We start from the raw sequence: 19,752 nt of genomic DNA, 5'->3' as shown, positions 1-19,752 counted from the left end.
CAACCGGGACGACCGCCCTCGCCGCGACGGCGACGACCGGGGCGGGAACCGCGGCTACGGCAACCGCGATGACCGCGGGGGCCAGCGCAGCTTCAATCGCGACGACCGCGGCGGCAGCCGAGGCGGCTACAACCGCGACGACCGCGGGGGCCAGCGCAGCTTCAACCGTGACGACCGCCCCCGCCGCGACGGCGACGACCGCGGTCCCCGCACGTTCGACCGCGACGACCGCCCCCGCCGCTTCGACCGCGACGATCGCGGCCCGCGACGCGACGGCGACCGCGGTGGCTACAACCGCGACGACCGTGGCGGTCAGCGCAGCTTCAATCGCGACGACCGCGGCGGCAGCCGAGGCGGCTACAACCGCGACGACCGCGGCCCCCGCCGCTACGAGGGCAACCGGGACGACCGCGGCGGCCAGCGCAGCTTCCGTGACGACCGCGGCGGCAGCCGCGGCTACGGCGACCGCGACGACCGCGGCCCGCGACGCTACGACGACCGGGAGCTCGGCCGCGACGGCCGGGAGCGCCGCGGCAAGGACAACCTGCGTCCGCTGGAGGAGCGCGAGGCCGGTCACGAGGGCCCGATCCGCGTGGGCGAGTCCGACGAGGCCCCGAACCTCCCCGAGGGCGTCGAGTACGGCTTCGACCAGCTCGACAAGGAGACCCGCGAGGGTCTGCGCAGCCTGAACAAGCAGCTCGCCGAGGCCGTCGGCAACCGGCTCCTCGCCGCCGCCGCCCTCCTCGCGGAGGACGACGTCGAGGGCGCGCTGGAGCAGGCCCGCTACGCCCGCCGCAAGGCGTCCCGCGTGGCGATCGTGCGCGAGGTGACCGGTGTGGCCGCGTACGGCGCCGAGGAGTGGCAGCTGGCCGTCAACGAGCTGCGCGCCGCGCAGCGCCTGAGCGGCACCCACGACCACGTCGCGCTCATCGCCGACTGCGAACGCGCCCTGGGGCACCCCGAGCGCGCGATCGACCTCTACCGGGAGTTCGGCAGCGACGAGACCATCGACGCCGAGGTCCGCGTCGAACTCCTCATCGTAGCCTCCGGCGCCCGCCGCGACATGGGCATGGGCGAGGCCGCGACCGCGATGCTCAAGGTCGGCGCGCTCAACTCGCCGAAGGCCGAGCCGTGGCTGGCGCGCCTGCGCTACGCCTACGCCGAGGGCCTGCTGGCCGACGGTCTCGAGGACGAGGCCCGCGAGTGGCTGTCCAAGGCCGTCGCCGCCGACGAGGAGGGCGAGACCGGCGCCGCCGAGCGCCTGCTCCAGTTGGAGGGCATCGACTTCGAGGAGCTCGAAGAAGATGACGACGACGAGGACGACGACGAGTTCGAGGACGACGAAGACGACCTCGACGATGAAGACGACGACGAGGACGACGACCGCGACGACGACTTCGAGGATGACGACGACTACGACGACGAGGACGACGACCTCGACGACGAAGACGACCGCGAGGACGACGACCGCGACCGCGACCGCGACGAGGACGACGACGTCCGCGACGGCGACGACGAGCACGACGAGTTCGACGACGACGAGGACGAGGACGACGAGCCCGAGGCTCCGCGCGAACCGTCCGAGCCGGCGTCCGACCGTCCGTCCGACCAGGCGAACCCCGACGCTGAGGAGTCCGATGACCCGACTGAAAGGCGCCGCTGAGGCGCTCGCCCGCGCTTACGACCTGGCGCTGCTCGACCTCGACGGGGTCGTGTACCTGCTGCACGAGCCGATCCCGGAAGCGGCCGCGACCCTCGCGGCCCTTCCGGGCCTCGACTGCGAGCCGGTGTTCGTCACGAACAACGCCTCGCGCAGCCCCGAGACGGTGGCGGAGTCCCTGCGCGGCATGGACATCCCCGCCCAGGCCGACCAGGTCCTCACCTCGGCGCAGGTGGTGGCCTCCGGCATCCTGGAGCGGATCGGCAAGGGCGGCAAGGTCCTCGTGACCGGCTCGGACGCGCTCCGCGCCGCGGTGGCCGAGGCCGGGCTCGTCCCGGTCGACGACCCGAAGGCCGCCGGCGCGGTGGCCTTCGGGTACACGCCGCAGACCACGTGGCGCTCGCTCGCCGACACCACGATCGCGGTGCGCGGCGGCGCGTACTGGGCCGCGGCGAACCTCGACGCCACACTGCCCACTCCGGACGGTCCGCTGCCGGGGATGGGCGCGCTCGTGGGCGCCGTCTCGGTCGCGCTCGGGCACGGCCCCCACTTCGTGGCGGGCAAGCCCGAGCAGCCGATCTACCGACTCGCCATGGCGCGCAAGCCCGGCGCCCGGGCGATCATGGTCGGCGACCGCCCCGACTCGGACATCGCGGGCGCGAACCGGGCCGGCCTCGACTCGCTCCTGGTGTTCACCGGGGTGGTCTCGCCGCGCTCGGCGCTGCGCCTGCCGCCCGAGGAGCGGCCGACGCACCTCGGCTGGAGCCTCGCGGCCCTGACCGAGCCGCACCCCGAACTCGACTGGAACGACGCGGTCGACCGCATCGAGTGCGGCGGCTGGACCGCGGCCCTCGACGGCGCGGAGATCCGCCTCAGCGGCTCCGGCGACGAGCTGGACGCGTGGCGGGCCCTGTGCGAGCTGAGCTGGGCCGCGGCCGACATGACCGGCTACGACCCGGCCCGCGCGCCCGTCGCGGTCGGCGAGGCGGCCGAGAAGCTGCTGGCCTGACCCGTTCGAACGCAAGCGAAAAGCCCGGACTGCCGCGGTCCGGGCTTTCTCGTTTCTCGGAGCCGCAGGGCCCCGGGGGACTAGTCGACCTTGAGGGCCTTGCGCAGCTTCGCGAGGTCCTTCACGGACGCCTTGACCTTGATCTTGCCGGTCAGGAACGCCTTGGCGGGCTTCAGCTCCTTCTTCGACAGCGCGATCAGGTCGTCAGAGCCGATGATGATGCGGACCTCGGCGTCGGGGGCGTCGCCGTCGAGCAGGTCGGTCAGCTTGCCGCCGGCCAGCTTGGCGCTGAACGACTGGCCCAGGTCGGTGACTTCGACGGCCAGCGTGCGTTCGAAGTCGTCTTCCAGGTTGAGCTCGTCGGATTTCCTGGCGACCTTGCCCGCCAGCTTCTCCAACACGTTGCGGACTTCGTCAACAGTGGCCATGCGGTCCTCCCGGTAGTGCATACGAAGCTCGACCCGCTCGGCTGCGAGGTCGGCTGCGCAGAGATTACAACGTGGCCTGAATGCTGTTGCGTCCGACCGGGACGCATTTGACCGTCCGGGGGCCGCAGGGGGCGGGGCGGGCCTCACGGCCCGCGCCCGCGCACCCTACGCCGCAGGGCGGTCGCGTTCGGCGAAGTCCCGAGGGGCCCTAGAGGACCTGGCGGAGCTTCATCAGGTCCATCATGGGGGCCTTGATCTTCACCTGGCCGCCCGTGAACGCCTTCATGAAGTCGAGCTCGCCCGCGACCAGCTTGAGCAGGTCGTCGGAGCCGACGATCATGCGGATCTCGGCGTCCGGGTTGTCGCCGTCGGTGATGCCCACGAGCTTGCCGCCCTCGAAGCGGCCGTTGAAGGAGACGTCCAGGTCCTTGATGTCGGCCGCGAGGCCGCGCTCGAAGCCGGTGAGCTTCTTGACCGTCTTCGGGTTCGCGGCGAGGTTGTCGGCGAACTGCTCCAGAGCGGTCCGGCATTCGTCGATGGTGGCCATGGGGCCCTCCTGTTTCGTTCGGCGCGGGCGCGGCAGTGCGCCCACCAGAATGTTACCGACCAGTACGACGCGTCGGTCGCGACCGGTCACAGGTAGCTTGGCAGTACCGTTGAGTGCAGACGACCCCGTCCCGGGAACCCGGCAGACCCCGAAAGGAGTGGGACCACATGGCCGACAGCGCCCGCGCCTACTTCGACACCGTCTTCGGCATGGCCGGCGAGCCCGCCCGCCGTGCCCGAGCGTTCGCCGGCAAGGTCCGCGAGGACCTGCGCACCGGCTCCGACAGCGCCCGCTCGGGAGCCCAGCGGCTCCGCGAGCACGGCGGCCGCACCGCGCACGACATCGTCCGGCTCGTGCGCGCCGAACTCGACGCCGGCCTCACCCGCATGGGCGTCGCCACGCAGGCCGACCTCGACGACCTCAACCTGCGCCTGGAGCACTCCGAGGAGCAGATCCGCGAGCTGCGCGTGCGCCTCGCCGAGGCCGAGGCCGCCGCCACGGCGACCGCGAAGCGCGCCGAGACCCCGGCGCAGGCCGAGCCCCCGGCCCCCGCCGAGGCCCCCGCTCCCGCCGCCACCGCACCCCCCGCCGCCCCGCAGGACCGCAGCGACGACGAAGGGGACGCATGACCGACGCACCGAACCCAGGGGCCGTCGCGGCCCGCCTGCGACCGCACGACGACACCGACGACGTCGCCGCCGAGGTCGAAGCCGCCCTCGGGCGGCTCGAGGCGCTCCCCGACCTGCCCGTCACCGAGCACGTGGCCGTCTTCGAGGGCGTTCAGCAGCGCCTCTCGGAGATCCTCAGCAACGTCGACGACGCCTGACACCACGACCGGGCCCGGCGGCGCCTGAGCGCCGCCCGGCAACTCTGTAGAAAGCCTGCGACCGCGCCATGCCGACGCGCTACCGACTCGACGCCGAACTCGTCCGCCGCAAGATCGCCCGCTCCCGCGAGCACGCCCGCGAACTCATCGCGGCCGGGCGCGTCCACCTGCGCGGCATCCCCGCCACCAAGGCCGCCACCAGCGTCACCGGCGACGACTCGATCCGCCTGGTGGGCGACGCCGACGACTACGTCTCCCGCGGCGCCCACAAGCTCATCGGCGCCCTCGACGCGTTCGCCGTCGACCCGCAGGGCCTGCGCGTCCTCGACGCCGGCGCCTCCACCGGCGGCTTCACCGACGTCCTGCTGCGCCGCGGCGCGGCCGAGGTCCTCGCCGTCGACGTCGGCTACGGCCAGCTCGCCTGGAAGCTCCAGACCGACGAGCGCGTCCGCGTCCACGACCGCACCAACGTCCGCCACCTCACCCCCGAGCAGCTCGGCGGCCAGGTGGACCTCACGGTGGGGGACCTGTCGTTCATCTCGCTCGGCCTCGTCCTCCCCGCGCTCGCCGCCTGCACCAGGCCGACCGGGCTCATCCTCCCGATGGTCAAGCCCCAGTTCGAGGTCGGCAAGGGCCAGGTCGGCGCCGGAGGCGTCGTGGCCGACCCCGCCCTGCGCGCCGGCGCCGTCTGGAACGTGATCGAGGCCGCCGCGGGCCTGGGCTGGACCACCACCGCGGTCGCCGCCAGCCCGCTGCCGGGCCCGAAGGGCAACGTGGAGTTCTTCTGCCGCATGCAGACCGGCGGCGAGCCCGTCGCCCGCGACACGGTCGACGCCGTGGTCGCCGCGGGCCCGGGGGCCGCGCCGGACGGGGTCTAGATCGGCCTGTCCCCCAAGCGAGGCCGGCCGCGCCGGAACCGGGTTGAGAAAGCGTTATCCCGGGTATGCTCACCGATACCGTGCGTCAGTGCGCGCGGTGTACAGTTCGAGGCCCTGTAACCGTCTGTGAAGGAGCGCGAGTGGGGTCGCAGCAGAAGCCCGGCCGCGTACTGGTCGTGACGCACCCGCTCCGCGAGGACGTCGCCGAACTCGCCGAGAAGCTCGCCGCCGCACTCCGCTCAGCGGGCGTCGCGGTCCGCATCATCACCGGCGAGATGCGCACCCTCAACCGCCCCGAGGCCCTCCTGGTCGTGGGCGACGGCGCCGACGAGGAGCGCGGCGACGTGGCCGACCTCGTGCTCGCCCTCGGCGGCGACGGCACGGTCCTGCGCTCGGCCAAGCTCGCCGCGAAGGCCGACGTGCCGCTGCTCGGCGTCAACTTCGGCAAGGTCGGCTTCCTCGCCGAGGCCGAGATCGGCGAACTCGAGACCGTGGTCTCGCGCCTGCTCGAAGGCGACTACTGCGTCGAGGAGCGCACCGCGCTCGTCGTCGAGGCGACCGGCACCGACGGGGAGCTGCACCGCTCCTGGGCGTTCAACGACATCGCCGTGGAGAAGGCCGAGCCGGCCCGCATGCTCGAACTGTTCATCGAGATCGACGGCACCCGCATCTCCCGCTACGGCTGCGACGGCGTCGCCGTCGCCTCCCCGACCGGCTCGACCGCGCACGCGATGTCCGCCGGCGGCCCGGTCGTCTGGCCCGATGTGGACGCGCTGGTCGTGGTCCCCATGAACGCGCACGCGCTGTTCGCCAAGCCGATGGTCGTCCACTCCTCCTCGGAGATCCGCATCGGCGTCGAGTCCGTCGGCACCGAGGGCGCGCTCATCGCCGACGGCAAGGAGCTCACCCGCCTGACGGCCGGATCGACGGTCGCCATCCGCCGCTCCGAGCGCCCGGTCCGGCTCGTGCGCATGTCCGGCCAGCCCTTCGCCTCTCGCCTCGTCTCGAAACTCTCTCTGCCCGTTGACGGTTGGCGGCACGGCCGCATCTAGCTCCTACCCGCGCGCACTCCACCCCGCGATGTCGGTCCGTGCGAGTACAGTCTTGAACTGTGTTGGAGGAGCTTCGCATCCAGAACCTGGGCGTGATCGCTGACGCCACCCTGCCGCTCGACCCCGGGCTGACCTGCATCACCGGCGAGACCGGCGCGGGCAAGACCATGGTCGTCGCCGGTCTGGGTCTGCTGTTCGGCGGTCGTGCCTCCCGTGCCCCCCTCGGCGCGGACCGGGCCCTTGTGGAGGGCCGGTTCGCCGTCGCCGAGGCCGCGCTCGAACTGCGCGAGCGCGCCATCGAGGCCGGCGCCGACCTGGAGGACGGCGAGCTGCTCCTGGCCCGCTCGGTCTCCTCGGAGGGCCGCTCGAAGGCATGGGTCGGCGGCCGCTCCGCGCCCGTCGGCGTCCTCGCCGAACTCGGCGAACTCGCCATCTCGGTCCACGGCCAGTCCGACCAGATGCGCCTGCTCCAGCCTGCCGAGCAGCGCGCCGCGCTCGACCGCTTCGCCGGAGCCGACCACGGCAAGGTCCTCGACGCCTACCGCGCCGTCTTCCACGAGCTGGGCGCCTGCGCCGCCGAGCTGTCCCGCCTGCGCACCAGCGCCCGCGAGATGGCCCGCGAAGCCGACCTGCTCCGCCTGGGCCTCGACGAGATCACCGCCGTCGACCCGCAGGAGGGCGAGGAGGCCGAGCTCGCCGAGGAGGCCCTGCGCCTGGAGAACGCCGAGGCTCTGCGCCTGGCCGCCGCCACCGCGCACGGCGCCATCACCGGCGACCCCGCCACCGGCGAGGGCGGCGCAACCGACACCGTCGGCGCGGCCGCGCGAGCCCTGGAGCACGACGCCCACTCCGACCCCAAGCTCGCCGAGTTCGCCGAGCGCCTCGCCGAGGCCGGCGCGCTCCTGGCCGAGGCCGCCGTCGACCTCTCCTCCTACCTCGACGACCTCTCCGCCGACCCCCGTCGCCTCGAGGAGATCTACCAGCGCCAGGCCGCGCTCAAGACCCTCTACCGCAAGTACGCCGAGGACCTCCCCGGCGTCCTGGCGTGGGCCGACAACGCCGCCAAGCGCCTCGGTGAACTCGACGTCTCCGACGAGCGCGTGGCCGAGCTCGAGTCCCAGCACGCCGAGCTCACCGCCCGCGCTGCCGACCTCGCCACCCAGCTGCGCGCCTCCCGCCGCGCCGCCGCCGAGCGGTTCTCGAACTCGGTCTCCACCGAGCTCAAGGGCCTGGCGATGCCGCACGCCGAGGTCGTGGCCGCCGTCGAGCCGCGCCCGGCCGGGCGCGGCAGCGTCGACCTGGCCGTGGAGACCGCCGTCTCCGGGGCCTCCGAGGACGGCGCCGACGAGGTCGAGCTGCTCCTGCGCCCCCACCCCGGCTCCGTCCCGGCCGCCCTGCACAAGGGCGCCTCCGGCGGCGAGCTCTCCCGCGTGATGCTCGCGATCGAAGTCGTCTTCGCCGAGATCGGCGGCCCGCCGGTCCTGGTCTTCGACGAGGTCGACGCGGGCGTCGGCGGCGGCGCGGCGATCGAGATCGGCCGCTGCCTCGCCAAGCTCGCCCGCCGCCACCAGGTCCTGGTCGTCACCCACCTGCCGCAGGTCGCCGCGTTCGCCGACCGCCACCTGGTCGTCTCCAAGGACACCTCGGGCGCGGTCACGGTCTCCGGCGTCCGCGTGGTGGACGACGCCGCCCGCGCGCGTGAGCTTGCTCGCATGCTCGCCGGCATGCCCGACTCCCACCTGGGCGTGGCCCACGCCGAGGAACTCTTGGCCGAAGCTGCGAAGATGAAGTCCTGAAGACCGCGCGGCTCCGGGGCCGGCCCGGAGTCATTGCGGCGCGCCGTCGCACGGGCCGCGGTCACTGGATGGCATGATGATGCACGATGCGTGTACCTAGCTTGCGTTTGCCCGGGCGGAACCAGGACGGCGACCCCACTGACGGTCGGCTGGTCGGCACCGCCCGCCTCGACCGCCGAACGAAGCGGCTGTGCGGCCGGCTCGAACCCGGCGACGTCGCGATCATCGACCACGTCGACCTCGACCGGGTCGCCGCCGACACCCTGGTGGGCACCGGCGTGGCCGTGGTCGTCAATGCGTCGAAGTCGATCTCCGGCCGCTACCCGAACCTCGGTCCCGAAGTGCTGGTCAAAGCCGGGATCGTCCTCATCGACGACGTCGGCGACGCGATCTTCGACAAGGTCCGCGAAGGCAAGACCGTCACCGTCGCGGACGGCAGGATATACCTCGGCAACGAGGTGATCGCCGAAGGCGAGGTCCTGACGACCGACTCGGTCTCGGAGGCCATGGAAGCCGCCAAGGAAGGCCTGTCCGTCCAGTTGGAGGCCTTCGCCGCCAACACGATGGAGTACCTCAAGCGCGAGCGCGACCTCCTCCTCGACGGCGTCGGCGTCCCCGAGGTCAAGACCTCGTTCAACGGCCGCCACGCCCTCATCGTCATCCGCGGCTACAACTACAAAGAGGACATCGACGTCCTGCGGCCCTACATCCGCGAGTTCAAGCCCGTGATCGTGGGCGTCGACGGCGGCGCCGACGCGCTCCTGGAGGCCGGCTACACGCCCGACATGATCGTCGGCGACATGGACTCGGTGTCCGACGACGCCCTGCGCTGCGGCGCCGAGATCGTCGTCCACGCCTACGCCGACGGCCGCGCGCCCGGCATGGAGCGCATGAACAAGCTCGGCGTGCCCGCGATCCCGTTCCCGGCGGCCGCCACCTCCGAGGACATCGCGATGCTCATGGCCGACGAGAAGGGCGCCGAGCTCATCTGCGCCGTCGGCACCCACGTCACCATGGTCGAGTTCCTCGACAAGGGCCGCGGGGGCATGGCCTCGACGTTCCTCACACGCCTGCGCGTGGGCGGCAAGCTCGTGGACGCCAAGGGCGTCTCGCGCCTGTACCGCCAGGACATGTCGATCTCCGCCCTCCTGCTGCTCATCGTCTCCGGCCTCGCCGCCATGGCCACCGCCGTCGCCATCTCCACCGTCGGCCGCTCCTTCGTGGACGTCGTCGCCGACTGGTGGGACGGGCTGCTCTTCCAGATCCAAAGGCTGTTCTCGTGATCAACTTCCGCTACCACCTGGTGAGCCTCACCGCGGTGTTCCTCGCCCTCACCGTGGGCCTCATCCTCGGCACGGCCGCCCTCAACGGCCCCGCCATGGAGGCGCTGGAGACCACGAGCCAGACGCTGCGCGACTCCAACGAGCAGCTGCGCGCCAACGTGCAGGAGCTCGAGGAGCAGCTCGGCGAGGAGCAGGAGTTCGCCGCCGAGATCGCCCCCGCCTACCTCGCGGGCAAGCTCACCGGCCGCAACATCCTCGTCGTGGCCCTGCCCGGCGCCGACTCCAGCGTCGACGGCGCCGTCGAGATGCTCGGATACGCCGGCGCCACCGTCTCGGGCCGCATCTCCGTCCTCGACGACTTCTTCGACCCCGCCAACGCCGACCAGCTCGTCGACCTCATCGACACCACCACCCCCGCCACGGTCACCACCCCCGTCACCTACGACGGCGTCCAGGCCATGAGCTACGTCCTCGCCGCCGTCACCACCGGCAAGGCCGCCGGCACCGCCGTCGAGATCGCGCCCGGCGACATCACCACCGTCACCACCGCCCTCACCGACCTGTCGATGCTCACCGTCGAGACCCCGCCCACCGGCGCGGCCGACGGCGTCCTCGTCCTCGCCGGCCCCGGCGCGACCGACTCCGACGCCGAGGCCCGCAACACCGGCATGGTCACCCTGACCAACGAGTTCTCGGTCGACTCCCCGACCGTCTACGGCGCCATCACCTCCACCGGCGACGGCAACCCGATCGCCACCATCCGCGCCGACGACGCCGGGACCGTCGCCACCGTCGACAACGTCTCCTTCACCCAGGGGCAGATCGCCGCCGTCGCCGCGCTCGCCGACATCATCAACACCGGCACCGTGGACCACCTCGGCATCGGGGAGGGCGCTTCCGGCCTGCTTCCCGACGCGGCCTAGTATCGCGCCCATGAGCCAGTTGACGCGCACCGTCGGTAGGGCGTTCCTCGGAGGGGTCGCGGCGGGCGGCACCATCGCCGCCATCGGCGCCATCCGACGCTCGAAATGGGCCGCCGACCTGGAACGGATCAACCACAAGGGCGACACCGTGAGCCTGGCCGAGGGCCCCGGCATCACCGCCGGCGCCACCGCGGCCGCCGTGCTGGGCGCGAACTCCCCGGCGTACGCCGCGGCCGCGGCCGCCGCCGGGATCACCGCCGGCGCCGTGGGGCTCTACGACGACATCGCCGACGCCAAGGGCGAGAAGGCCAAGGGCTTCAAAGGCCACGTCGGCGCGCTGCTCAAGGGCCGCGTCTCCGCCGGCCTGGTCAAGATCCTCGGCATCTCCGGCGCCGGCCTCGCCGCCGCCGCCCTGATCGACCTCCAGAACGGCGAGCTCACCGACGAGCGCCGCCACTGGGCCCGCCGCGTCTGGAACGTCGGCGTCGGCGGCGGCGTCATCGCGGGCGCCGCCAACGTGATCAACCTGTTCGACCTCCGGCCCGGCCGGGCCCTCAAGGTCGTCACCCTCGCCTCGGCCCCGCTCTCGCGCCCCGTCGGCCCCAAGTCCCGCCGCGCCACCGCCGCGGGCGGCGCCAACACCGCGCTGGCCGTCTCCGCCGCCGCGGGCGCCGCCATGGCCGACGACCTCGACGGCAAGACCATGCTCGGCGACGGCGGCGCGAACGCCCTCGGCGCGCTCCTCGGGCTCGCCTACATCGCCCGCACCGGCATGATCGGCCGCCACCTCGCCCTCGCGGGCGTCGCCGCCCTCATCGCCGCCTCCGAGCGCGTCAGCTTCACCAAGGTCATCGCCGAGACGCCCGTGCTGCGCCAGCTGGACGAGCTGGGGCGGAACAAGTCTTGACGGAGACCCGACGGGAAGTCGGTCGCGCCGCCTCGGTCATCGGTGCGATCACCGTCGCCTCCCGCCTGGCCGGATTCGGCCGCACGATGGTGTTCACCTGGGCCATCGGCCTCGGGACCCTCGGCACCGCCTACCAGACCGCCAACAGCATCCCGAACATCATCTTCGAGCTCGTCGCCGGGGGAGCGCTCGCCGCTCTGGTGATCCCGCTCCTCGCGGCCCCGCTTGCCCGCAACGACCCCAAGCAGGTCAGCCACATCGCGTCGGCGCTGATGACCTGGGCCCTGACCATCCTCATCCCGGCCGGCCTGCTCGTGGCGGCCTTCGCGCGCCCGATCATCGTCCTGCTCATGCCGGACAACAGCACCGTCGACGACGGCGCCAAAGAGGCGACGATCGCCGCCGCCACCGAGATGCTCGTCCTCTTCGCCCCCCAGATCCCGCTCTACGGCATCGCGGTCGTCCTCACCGGCATCCTCCAGTCGCACCGGCGCTTCGCCTGGCCCGCGCTCGCGCCGCTCCTCTCCAGCATCGTGATGGCGCTGGTCTACGTGGTGTACAGCGGCATGTCCGGCCGCGAGTACAAGGTCGAGAACCTGGGCCAGGGCGAGATCGTGTTCCTCGCCCTCGGCACGACCTGCGGCGTCGCCGTCCTCGCGGGCTGCCTCGTCTTCCCGCTGCGCGGCCTCGGCCTGCACCTGCGGCCGGCCTGGCGGCTCGACACCCACGTCGCCGCCGGCCTGAAGTCCCTCGCCATCGCCGGGGCCATCACCGTCGGCGCCCAGCAGCTGTGCCAGGCCCTGCTCATCAGGCTCGCCAACGGCGGCTCCGATCCGGGCGCCACCGCGGTCTTCACCGTCTCGCAGACGTTCTTCCTCCTGCCCTGGGCCATCCTCGCCGTCCCGCTCGCCACCGCCGCCTACCCCGTGCTCGCCGAGGCGTTCTCGCTCGGAGAGAACGACCGCTACCAGCGGCGCCTGTCGCAGACCGGCCGCGCGGTGCTCCTCCTCTCCGGCCTCGGCGTCGCCGCGCTCGCGGGCATCGCCGAGCCCATCGCGACCGTGCTCTCCTCGGTGTCCGCCGACAGCAGCGCCGACACGCAGCAGCAGATCCAGGGCACCCTCACCGGACTCGCCTTCGGCCTCTTCGGCTACTCGGTCTTCGCGATCTACTCGCGCGGCCTCTACGCGATCGGCCGCAACAAGTACGCCGCCGGAGCGACCTCGATCGGCTGGGCCGCCGCGGCCGTCGCCGCCGTCGTCCTCTCCGAGACCATGCCCCCCGCGGACCGCACCCTCGCGCTCGCGATCGCCTGGTCGGTCGGCATGACCGTCATCGGCCTCGCCCTCACCGCCGCGATCGCCCGCCACACCGGGCGCGCCAGCCTCGCCGGCATCCCGCGCGCCGCGCTCGCCACGGTCGTCGGGGCGGTCGCCGCCGTCCTCGCCGCCCGCGAACTCATCGTCCTGTGGGGCCACGCCGACACGTTCTACGCCGCGCTCGTCCAAGGCGTCGTCGTCGGCGCGGCGACCGCCGTCGTCTACCTCGGGGTCGCCGCGGTCATCGGCGGTACCGGAGTCGTGCGCCCCGTCCTGCGACGCGCTGGCATAATCCGAGCGTCCGAAGAACCCGACGACAGTGCATCCGACGAGCACGCACCCGACGAGAACCGTGGAGCAGACACGTGAGCCATCGCCGCATCGCACTCGTACTCGGCCCCTCGACAGGAGGCATCGGGACGCACGTCGCCTCGGTCGCCGAAGGGCTCGTGGCACGCGGCGACGCCGTCCTGGTCGTGGGCCCCCCGGAGACCGAGGAGCGCTTCGGCTTCCGCGCCCGCGGCGCCCGCTTCGCGCCCGCGCCCATCACCGCCAAGCCCTCTCCCGAGCTCCCGCTCGCCTGGTGGGCCGCCCGCGGCGCCCTGAGCGGCATCTCCGGACGCGGCGTCGACCTCGTCCACGCCCACGGCCTCACCGCCGGGATCACCGCGCTCGCCGCCCGCCCCTCCGGCGCCGCGCTCGTCACCACCTGGCACAACCAGCTCATCACCTCCGGCGTCAAGCGCCGCGTCTCCGACGAGATCGAGAAGCGCCTCGCGCGCGGCGTCGACGTCGCCCTCGCCGCCTCCTCCGACCTCCACGAGCACCTCGTCGGCCTCGGCGCCAGGGACGCCCGCCTCGCCCCCGTCGCCGCCCCGCCCCGCCGCGCCACCGGCGCGCCGCGCGCCGTCCGCGACGAGCTCGGCATCGGCGACCGCCCCCTGCTCCTGTCCGTCGGCCGCCTGCACCCGCAGAAGGACTACGACACCCTCGTCGCCGCCGCCTCCCGCTGGAGCGGCCTCGACCCCGCGCCCGTCGTCGTCATCGCCGGCGACGGCCCCGAGCGCGACCGCCTCCAGGCCCTCATCGACGCCGCCGGGGCCGACGTGCGCCTCCTCGGCCACCGCACCGACGTCGGCGACCTCCTCGCCGCCGCCGACCTCTCCCTGGTCACCAGCCAGTGGGAGGCCCGCCAGCTGTTCGCCCAGGAGACCCTCCAGGCCGGCGTCCCGCTCGTCACCACCCGCACCGGCGGCATCCCCGAACTCGTGGGCGACGCCGGGATCTACTTCGAGGTCGGCGACGTCGACGCCCTCGACCAGGCCGTCCGCGGTCTCCTCGGCGACCCCGCGAAGCTCGACGGCCACCGCGAGGCCAGCCTCGCCCGCGCCGCCACCTGGCCCGACGAGGCCCAGATGCTCGACGCCCTCGACGCGCTCTACCTCGAACTGACCGGCAGATAGCCGGTGGCGCGCAACCTCGACGCCGGGCGGCTCGCCCGCAAGGCCCGCAAATCCCTGGCCCGCACCGTGACCGAGAACCGGGGCCCCCTCGGCGTCTGGATCGTGGCCGCGGCCCTCGCGGCGCTCGCGATCCTCCAACTGCTCCCCGACGAGCCCGAAGAGGCCATCCCCGACACCGTCGACTCCGTCATCGTCCTCGGCGTCGGCGGCCTCTCCTGGACCGACATCGACGCCGAGACCACCCCGAACCTCGCCGCGCTGGCCGAGAACGGGTCCCTCGCCGAGCTCAACACCGACTCCGGCCGCAACTTCACCTGCACCCTCGACGGCTGGCTCACGCTCTCCGCGGGCTCGCCCGCGGTCGCCGGCTCCTACGGCGACTCCGCCGACTGCGGCCCCGTCTCGGGCGACCAGATCAGCACCACCGAGACCGGCACCGACGTCGCGGACATGACCGACCTCGTCGCCCTCAACCGCGAACTCGACCAGGGCACCGAAGTAGGCATGCTCGCGGCCGGGACCTCCTGCGCGACCGGCGTCGGCCCCGGCGGCGCGTACACCACCGCGAACTCGGTCGGCAGCGTCGGCGAGTACGCCTCGAACCTCCCCTCCGGCCGGGACCTCGCCGCGCTCCTCGCCGAGTGCCCCCTCACCGTGGTCGACGGCGGCGTCCTGCCCACCGACCCCGAACTGCGCGAAGCCAACCTCGACGCCCTCGACGCGACGGTCGCCGCCCTCGACGAGGCCCGCGGCGACGACGCTGCGCTCATCGTCACCGGCATCAGCCAGGTCGAGGAGCCGAACCGGCTCCTCGCCGCGGTCGCGAACTTCGGCGGCGACGACGGCCACAACCTCCTCGACCTGCCCGCCGAGCGACCCGGCTACCTCCGCCTGACCGACCTCACCGCGACGATCCTGACGCTCCTGGACGCGCCGCTCCCCGACACGGTCTCCGGGATCGCCGCCGGCGCCACCGCCGACACGCTCTCCTACGAGGACCGCCAGGCCGTCTTCGACGACACCGACGTCCGGCTCATGGCCGCGGCCGTCGCCGCCCCCGCCACCCAGTGGCTCCAGATCCTCCTGTTCCTCGCCCTGACCTTCGTCGCCTGGCCGCTCCTGCACCTGCTGCGCCAGGCCGGCCAGCCCGGCGTGAAGCCCCCGCCGCTGTGGCTCATGCGCCTCAACATCGTCTCGGCCCTCGTGTGCGCCCTGTTCACCGCGGCCGCGATCCTCGCCGACTTCTTCGAGTGGTGGTCCACCCCGCACCCCGGCGTCGTCGGCCCCCTGACCGCCCTCGCCATCGCCGTGGTGTGCGCGTTCGCCGCGATCCTCGTCCCCGGCCGCCGCGGGCCCGCCAGCCTCATGATCACCGTCTCGGCCTTCGGCATCATCGTCACCGTGATGGCGATGATCATCCACACCGAGGACCCGCTCGGGACCCTTCTCGGCGACTACACCGTCGCCGACTCGGCCTCGAACGAGCTCGGCCCCGTCGCCACGGGCATGTTCATCGCCTCCCTGTGGCTCCTGGCGGCCGCCGCGGCCTGGCGCCTGCCCCGCCGGTACCAGGCGCCCGTCATGGCCGGCACCGGCTGCCTGGGCGTCCTGGTGGTCTCCGCCGGGTTCCTCGGCGACTCCGTGCCCGCCGCCGTCGCCTTCATCGTCGGCACCTGCCTCGCCGCCGCGCTCGCCACCGGCGGCTGGATCACCTTCCAGCGCTTCGTCTGGTCCGGCCTGGCCGGCGTCGCGGTGCTGTTCGGCCTCTCCTGGATCGACTACCAGCGGCCCGCCGCCGAACGCGGCGAGCTCGGCGCGTTCCTCGGCGACGTCCTCGGCGACACCAACGGCGTCATCGCCTCCGGGGTCGGCTCCAACGTCGTCGCGATCTTCACCTCCCCGATGAGCCTCCTCGCGGTCATGGCCGGCGCCTACTGCTGGCTCGTCCTCCTGCGCCCCGGCGGCGGCCTGCGCCGCGCCTGGGGCCTGTACCCGCCGCTGCGCGCCGCGTTCTCCGCCGCGGTCGTCGGCTCCGGCATCGCCGGGCTGCTCCTCGGCAAGGGCATCATGAGCCTCGGCTCGGCGCTGGCGGTCATGGTCCCCCTGGCGGTCATCATGAGCCACCGCGTGCTCGCCCGCGCTCACGTCAAGGACGGGCAGTACTCGAACATGATCGTCGACGCACCCTCGTGGGTCGATGAGGAAAACAGCGGCGAAAGTGTTAGTGTGGAATCCCGTGGATGAAGCGATCCACCGGCTGCTTGAGTAAGCGGCTCGTTCGCCACGAACACCACGGGAGTCCGCCTTGGCCAGCGCCGCAAATGGTCAGATCCGCACCACGAAGCACCTCTTCGTCACCGGTGGGGTCACCTCCGCCCTCGGCAAGGGCATGACCGCCGCCAGTCTCGGGAACCTGCTGACGGCCCGCGGCCTGTACGTGGTGATGCAGAAGATCGACCCGTATCTGAACGTCGATCCCGGCACGATGAACCCGTACGAGCACGGCGAGGTCTTCGTCACCGACGACGGCGGTGAGACCGACCTCGACATCGGCAACTACGAGCGGTTCCTCGACCGCAACCTCTCCAAGTACGCGAACGTCACCACCGGTCAGGTGTACTCCGACGTCATCGCCAAGGAGCGCCGCGGCGACTACCTCGGGGCCACGGTCCAGGTGATCCCGCACATCACCAACGAGATCAAGTCGCGCCTGGCCGCGATGGCCGACCCCGACCCGGAGACCGGCCGCGTCCCCGACGTCGTGATCACCGAGGTCGGCGGCACGGTCGGCGACATCGAGTCGCTGCCGTTCCTGGAGGCGATCCGCCAGTACCGGCACGACATCGGCCGCGACAACATCTTCTTCCTCCACGTCTCGCTGGTGCCGTACCTGGCCGCGTCCTCGGAGATGAAGACCAAGCCCACGCAGCACTCGGTGGCGCAGCTGCGCAGCATCGGCATCCAGCCCGACGCGATCGTCTGCCGCTCCGACCGCCCGCTGCCGGACGGCCTCAAGCGCAAGATCGCCGGGTTCTGCGACGTGGACGACGCGGCCGTGGTGTCGGCGCCGGACTCGAAGTCGATCTACGAGATCCCCAAGACCCTGCACGCCGAGGGCCTGGACGCGTACGTGGTCCGCAAGCTCGACCTGCCGTTCAAGGATGTCGACTGGACGGCCTGGGACGACCTGCTCGACCGCGTCCACAACCCGGAGTCGACCGTCGAGGTCGCGGTGGTCGGCAAGTACGTCGAGCTGCCCGACGCGTACAAGTCGGTGGTCGAGGCCCTGCACGCGGCCGGGTTCGCCCACCGCGCGAAGGTGAACGTCCGCTGGGTGATCTCGGACGAGTGCGGGAGCCCCGAGGCGACCGCGAAGGCCCTGGCCGGCGTCGACGCGGTCGTCATCCCCGGCGGGTTCGGCGACCGGGGCGTGCCCGGGAAGATCGAGGCGCTCACGTGGTCGCGCACGCGGCGCGTGCCGACCCTGGGCCTGTGCCTCGGCCTGCAGTGCATGGCGATCGAGGGCCTCCGCGAGATCGCGGGGATCGTCGGCGCCGACTCCGAGGAGTTCGACCGCGAGGCCGAGCACCTGGTCATCTCGACGATGGCCGACCAGACCGAGATCGTGGCCGGGCGCGGGGACATGGGCGGCACGATGCGCCTGGGCACCTATCCGGCGAAGCTGGCCGAGGGCTCGATCGTCGCCGAGGTCTACAGCGCGACCGAGGTCAACGAGCGCCACCGGCACCGCTACGAGGTCAACAACGCCTACCGCGACCAGCTCGGCAAGGCCGGGTTCGTGATCTCGGGCCTGTCGCCCGACGGGCGCCTGGTGGAGTTCATCGAGCTCGACCGCGAGCAGCACCCGTACTACGTGGCGACCCAGGCCCACCCGGAGCTGAAGTCCCGCCCGACCCGCCCGCACCCGCTCTTCGCGGGCCTGGTCGCGGCGGCCCTGAAGCGCCAGGCCGCCGAGCGCCTCGACCTCGAGGCGGCGTAACCGGAGCACACGGAGAGGGGCGGGACTCGTTCGAGTCCCGCCCCTTTTTGCCGTCCTACGCGTCGGCCCGCCGGCGCAGGGCCCTGCCGACCGCGACGGTGGCGATCAGGATCAGGCCCGCGGCGATGAGGGCGACGGTCTGGAGGCCGTGCGTGAACGCGGTGCGGGCCGCGGTGAGCAGGGCGTCGCCGGCCTCGGCCGGGAGTGTCGCCGCGACGTGGACGGCCTCGCCGAGGGTCTCGGAGGCGCCGGCGGGCGCGTCCCCGAGTTCACTCCGGTATATCCCGGTCGCGAGGGATCCCAGCAGGGCGACGCCCATCGCGCCGCCGAGTTCGTACGCGGTCTCGGAGATCGCCGAGGCCGAGCCGGCGCGGTCGGCCGGGGCCGAGGCCAGGATCGCGTCGTTGGTGACGGTCTGGGCGAGGCCGGCGCCGGAGCCGATGAGGACCGAGGCCCCCACGACCACCAGGGCGCCCTCGTCGACGCCGACGAACGCCATGGCCGCGAACCCGGCGATGACGAACGCGAGGCCCCCGACGATGGTGCGCGCCATGCCGATCCGCTCGGACAGCCGCACCGCCAGCAGGCCCGCGACCACCGACACCGCCATCTCCGGCAGCAGCAGCAGCCCCGCCTGCATGGGGGAGAAGCCGAGCACGAGCTGGAGGTACTGCGTCAGCAGGAACAGCGACGAGATCATCGCGAACACGATCGTGAAGTTCGTGGCGAGCGAGGCGCTGAAGCGCCTGATGCCGAACAGGCCGAGGTCCAGCAGCGGGTGCTCCAGGCGGCGCTGGCGCCGCACGAACAGGACCGCGAACACGACGCCGCCCAGGATCGCGGCGACGGCCGTCCAGGTCAGGCCCTTCTCGGCGATCGTCTTGACCCCGTACACGAACGGGAACATCGCCAGGAACGACATCGCGACGCTGAGCAGGTCGAGCGGGCCCGGGTTCGGATCCTTCGACTCCGGCAGCAGCAGCGGCGCGGCGATCATCACCGCGATCGAGACCGGCGCGGCCATGAGGAACACCGAACCCCACCAGAAGTGCTCCAGGAGCCAGCCGCCGACGATCGGTCCGGCGGCCGAGCCCGCGGAGAACCCGGAGGCCCAGATCGCGATGGCGAACTTGCGCTGGCGGCCGTCGTCGAACAGGTTCCGCATGAGCGCGAGCGTGGTGGGCATGAGCGTGGCCCCGGCGAGGCCGAGGAACGCTCGGGCGGCGATGAGCATCTCGGCGGAGGTCGCGTACGCGGCGATGACGCTTGCGGCGGCGAACGCGGCCGATCCGACGATCAGGAGCCGGCGGCGCCCGATGCGGTCGCCGATCGTGCCCATGGTGACCAGGAGCCCGGCGAGGGTGAACCCGTAGACGTCCACGATCCACAGCAGCTGCGAGGAGGTCGGTTCGAGGTCCTCGGACAGGAACGGGACGGCGAAGCCCAGCACGGTCATGTCGATGGAGATGAGCAGCACGGGGAGCACCAGCACGGCCAGCGCCCACATCTGCTTCGCGGTGAAGGCCGGGCGGCGGGCCGGGGCCTGCGGCAGGGTCGTCGTCATGGTGTCCTCCTCTGGCATCAGCTCGCGGGCCGGGGGCCGCCCGATTCGGGCGGCCCGCAGGTGGACACCTGGGGCGCTTCGGCGAAGCTTGTGATCG

Annotated in this window: 16 protein-coding genes and 1 pseudogene; 14 read left to right on the top strand and 3 right to left on the bottom strand. The window is 72.8% G+C overall.

The annotated features are described in order from the left end of the window. Both ABD419_RS23815 and ABD419_RS23810 read left to right on the top strand, forming a co-directional pair. A pseudogene (locus tag ABD419_RS23815) lies at positions 1–1,663 on the top strand (hypothetical protein); the annotation flags it as partial. Continuing rightward, positions 1,638–2,669, top strand: a complete 1,032-nt coding sequence (locus ABD419_RS23810; RefSeq protein WP_344492252.1) for an HAD-IIA family hydrolase — start codon at positions 1,638–1,640, stop codon at positions 2,667–2,669. The pseudogene ABD419_RS23815 and the gene ABD419_RS23810, both read left to right, overlap by 26 nt. Before the next feature lie 80 nt (positions 2,670–2,749). Here the strand turns inward: ABD419_RS23810 and ABD419_RS23805 are convergent, their stop codons facing one another. Then, positions 2,750–3,097 carry an SCP2 sterol-binding domain-containing protein gene (locus tag ABD419_RS23805; RefSeq protein ID WP_091044649.1) on the bottom strand — a complete coding sequence of 116 codons (348 nt, stop codon included), beginning with the start codon at positions 3,095–3,097 and terminating at the stop codon, positions 2,750–2,752. Between the two features lie 208 nt (positions 3,098–3,305). Next, positions 3,306–3,644: an SCP2 sterol-binding domain-containing protein gene (locus ABD419_RS23800; protein ID WP_344492246.1), complete on the bottom strand. Its 339-nt coding sequence runs from the start codon at positions 3,642–3,644 to the stop codon at positions 3,306–3,308. Positions 3,645–3,811: 167 nt separating this feature from the next. Here ABD419_RS23800 and ABD419_RS23795 point away from each other — a divergent pair, with 167 nt between their 5' ends. From ABD419_RS23795 to pyrG, 12 genes are all read left to right on the top strand, one after another. After that, complete coding sequence (locus tag ABD419_RS23795) at positions 3,812–4,273, top strand: hypothetical protein (RefSeq protein WP_344492244.1); 462 nt, start codon at positions 3,812–3,814, stop codon at positions 4,271–4,273. After that, positions 4,270–4,470, top strand: coding sequence for a hypothetical protein (locus ABD419_RS23790; RefSeq protein ID WP_344492241.1), 201 nt, complete (start codon positions 4,270–4,272; stop codon positions 4,468–4,470). Before ABD419_RS23795 ends, ABD419_RS23790 begins: the two co-directional genes overlap by 4 nt. A 68-nt stretch (positions 4,471–4,538) precedes the next feature. Next, positions 4,539–5,348: a TlyA family RNA methyltransferase gene (locus tag ABD419_RS23785; RefSeq protein ID WP_344492239.1), complete on the top strand. Its 810-nt coding sequence runs from the start codon at positions 4,539–4,541 to the stop codon at positions 5,346–5,348. Between the two features lie 140 nt (positions 5,349–5,488). After that, positions 5,489–6,400 (top strand): NAD kinase, encoded by a 912-nt coding sequence (locus ABD419_RS23780; RefSeq protein WP_344492236.1) that lies wholly within the window; start codon positions 5,489–5,491, stop codon positions 6,398–6,400. A gap of 59 nt (positions 6,401–6,459) precedes the next feature. Then, positions 6,460–8,196 carry a DNA repair protein RecN gene (gene recN, locus ABD419_RS23775; protein WP_344492233.1) on the top strand — a complete coding sequence of 579 codons (1,737 nt, stop codon included), beginning with the start codon at positions 6,460–6,462 and terminating at the stop codon, positions 8,194–8,196. An 86-nt stretch (positions 8,197–8,282) separates the two neighbouring features. Continuing rightward, the gene (gene steA / locus ABD419_RS23770; RefSeq protein ID WP_344492231.1) at positions 8,283–9,479 is read left to right on the top strand and encodes a putative cytokinetic ring protein SteA; all 1,197 of its coding nucleotides are present in this window, start codon (positions 8,283–8,285) and stop codon (positions 9,477–9,479) included. Next, positions 9,476–10,402, top strand: coding sequence for a copper transporter (locus ABD419_RS23765; protein ID WP_344492228.1), 927 nt, complete (start codon positions 9,476–9,478; stop codon positions 10,400–10,402). The genes steA and ABD419_RS23765 overlap by 4 nt, the downstream gene beginning before the upstream one ends. Positions 10,403–10,412: 10 nt before the next feature. After that, positions 10,413–11,309: a hypothetical protein gene (locus ABD419_RS23760; protein ID WP_344492225.1), complete on the top strand. Its 897-nt coding sequence runs from the start codon at positions 10,413–10,415 to the stop codon at positions 11,307–11,309. Further along, positions 11,306–12,997, top strand: a complete 1,692-nt coding sequence (murJ, locus tag ABD419_RS23755; protein ID WP_344492222.1) for a murein biosynthesis integral membrane protein MurJ — start codon at positions 11,306–11,308, stop codon at positions 12,995–12,997. Before ABD419_RS23760 ends, murJ begins: the two co-directional genes overlap by 4 nt. Beyond that, positions 12,994–14,091 (top strand): glycosyltransferase family 4 protein, encoded by a 1,098-nt coding sequence (locus tag ABD419_RS23750; RefSeq protein WP_344492219.1) that lies wholly within the window; start codon positions 12,994–12,996, stop codon positions 14,089–14,091. The genes murJ and ABD419_RS23750 overlap by 4 nt, the downstream gene beginning before the upstream one ends. A gap of 3 nt (positions 14,092–14,094) precedes the next feature. Continuing rightward, positions 14,095–16,335, top strand: a complete 2,241-nt coding sequence (locus tag ABD419_RS23745; protein ID WP_344492217.1) for a hypothetical protein — start codon at positions 14,095–14,097, stop codon at positions 16,333–16,335. 61 nt (positions 16,336–16,396) lie between these two features. Continuing rightward, positions 16,397–18,091: a CTP synthase gene (gene pyrG, locus ABD419_RS23740; RefSeq protein ID WP_344492214.1), complete on the top strand. Its 1,695-nt coding sequence runs from the start codon at positions 16,397–16,399 to the stop codon at positions 18,089–18,091. A 55-nt stretch (positions 18,092–18,146) separates the two neighbouring features. On the opposite strand, the gene ABD419_RS23735 is transcribed toward pyrG, so the two are convergent. Further along, on the bottom strand, positions 18,147–19,655 hold the full coding sequence (locus ABD419_RS23735; protein ID WP_344492211.1) for an MFS transporter: 1,509 nt from the start codon (positions 19,653–19,655) through the stop codon (positions 18,147–18,149). Between the last annotated feature and the right edge of the window lie 97 nt (positions 19,656–19,752).

Source organism: Glycomyces endophyticus, from assembly GCF_039531525.1.
Taxonomy (GTDB): Bacteria; Actinomycetota; Actinomycetes; order Mycobacteriales; family Micromonosporaceae; genus Glycomyces; species Glycomyces endophyticus.
Note: the sequence above shows the minus strand (reverse complement) of the source record. Positions and strands in the feature narration are given on the sequence as shown.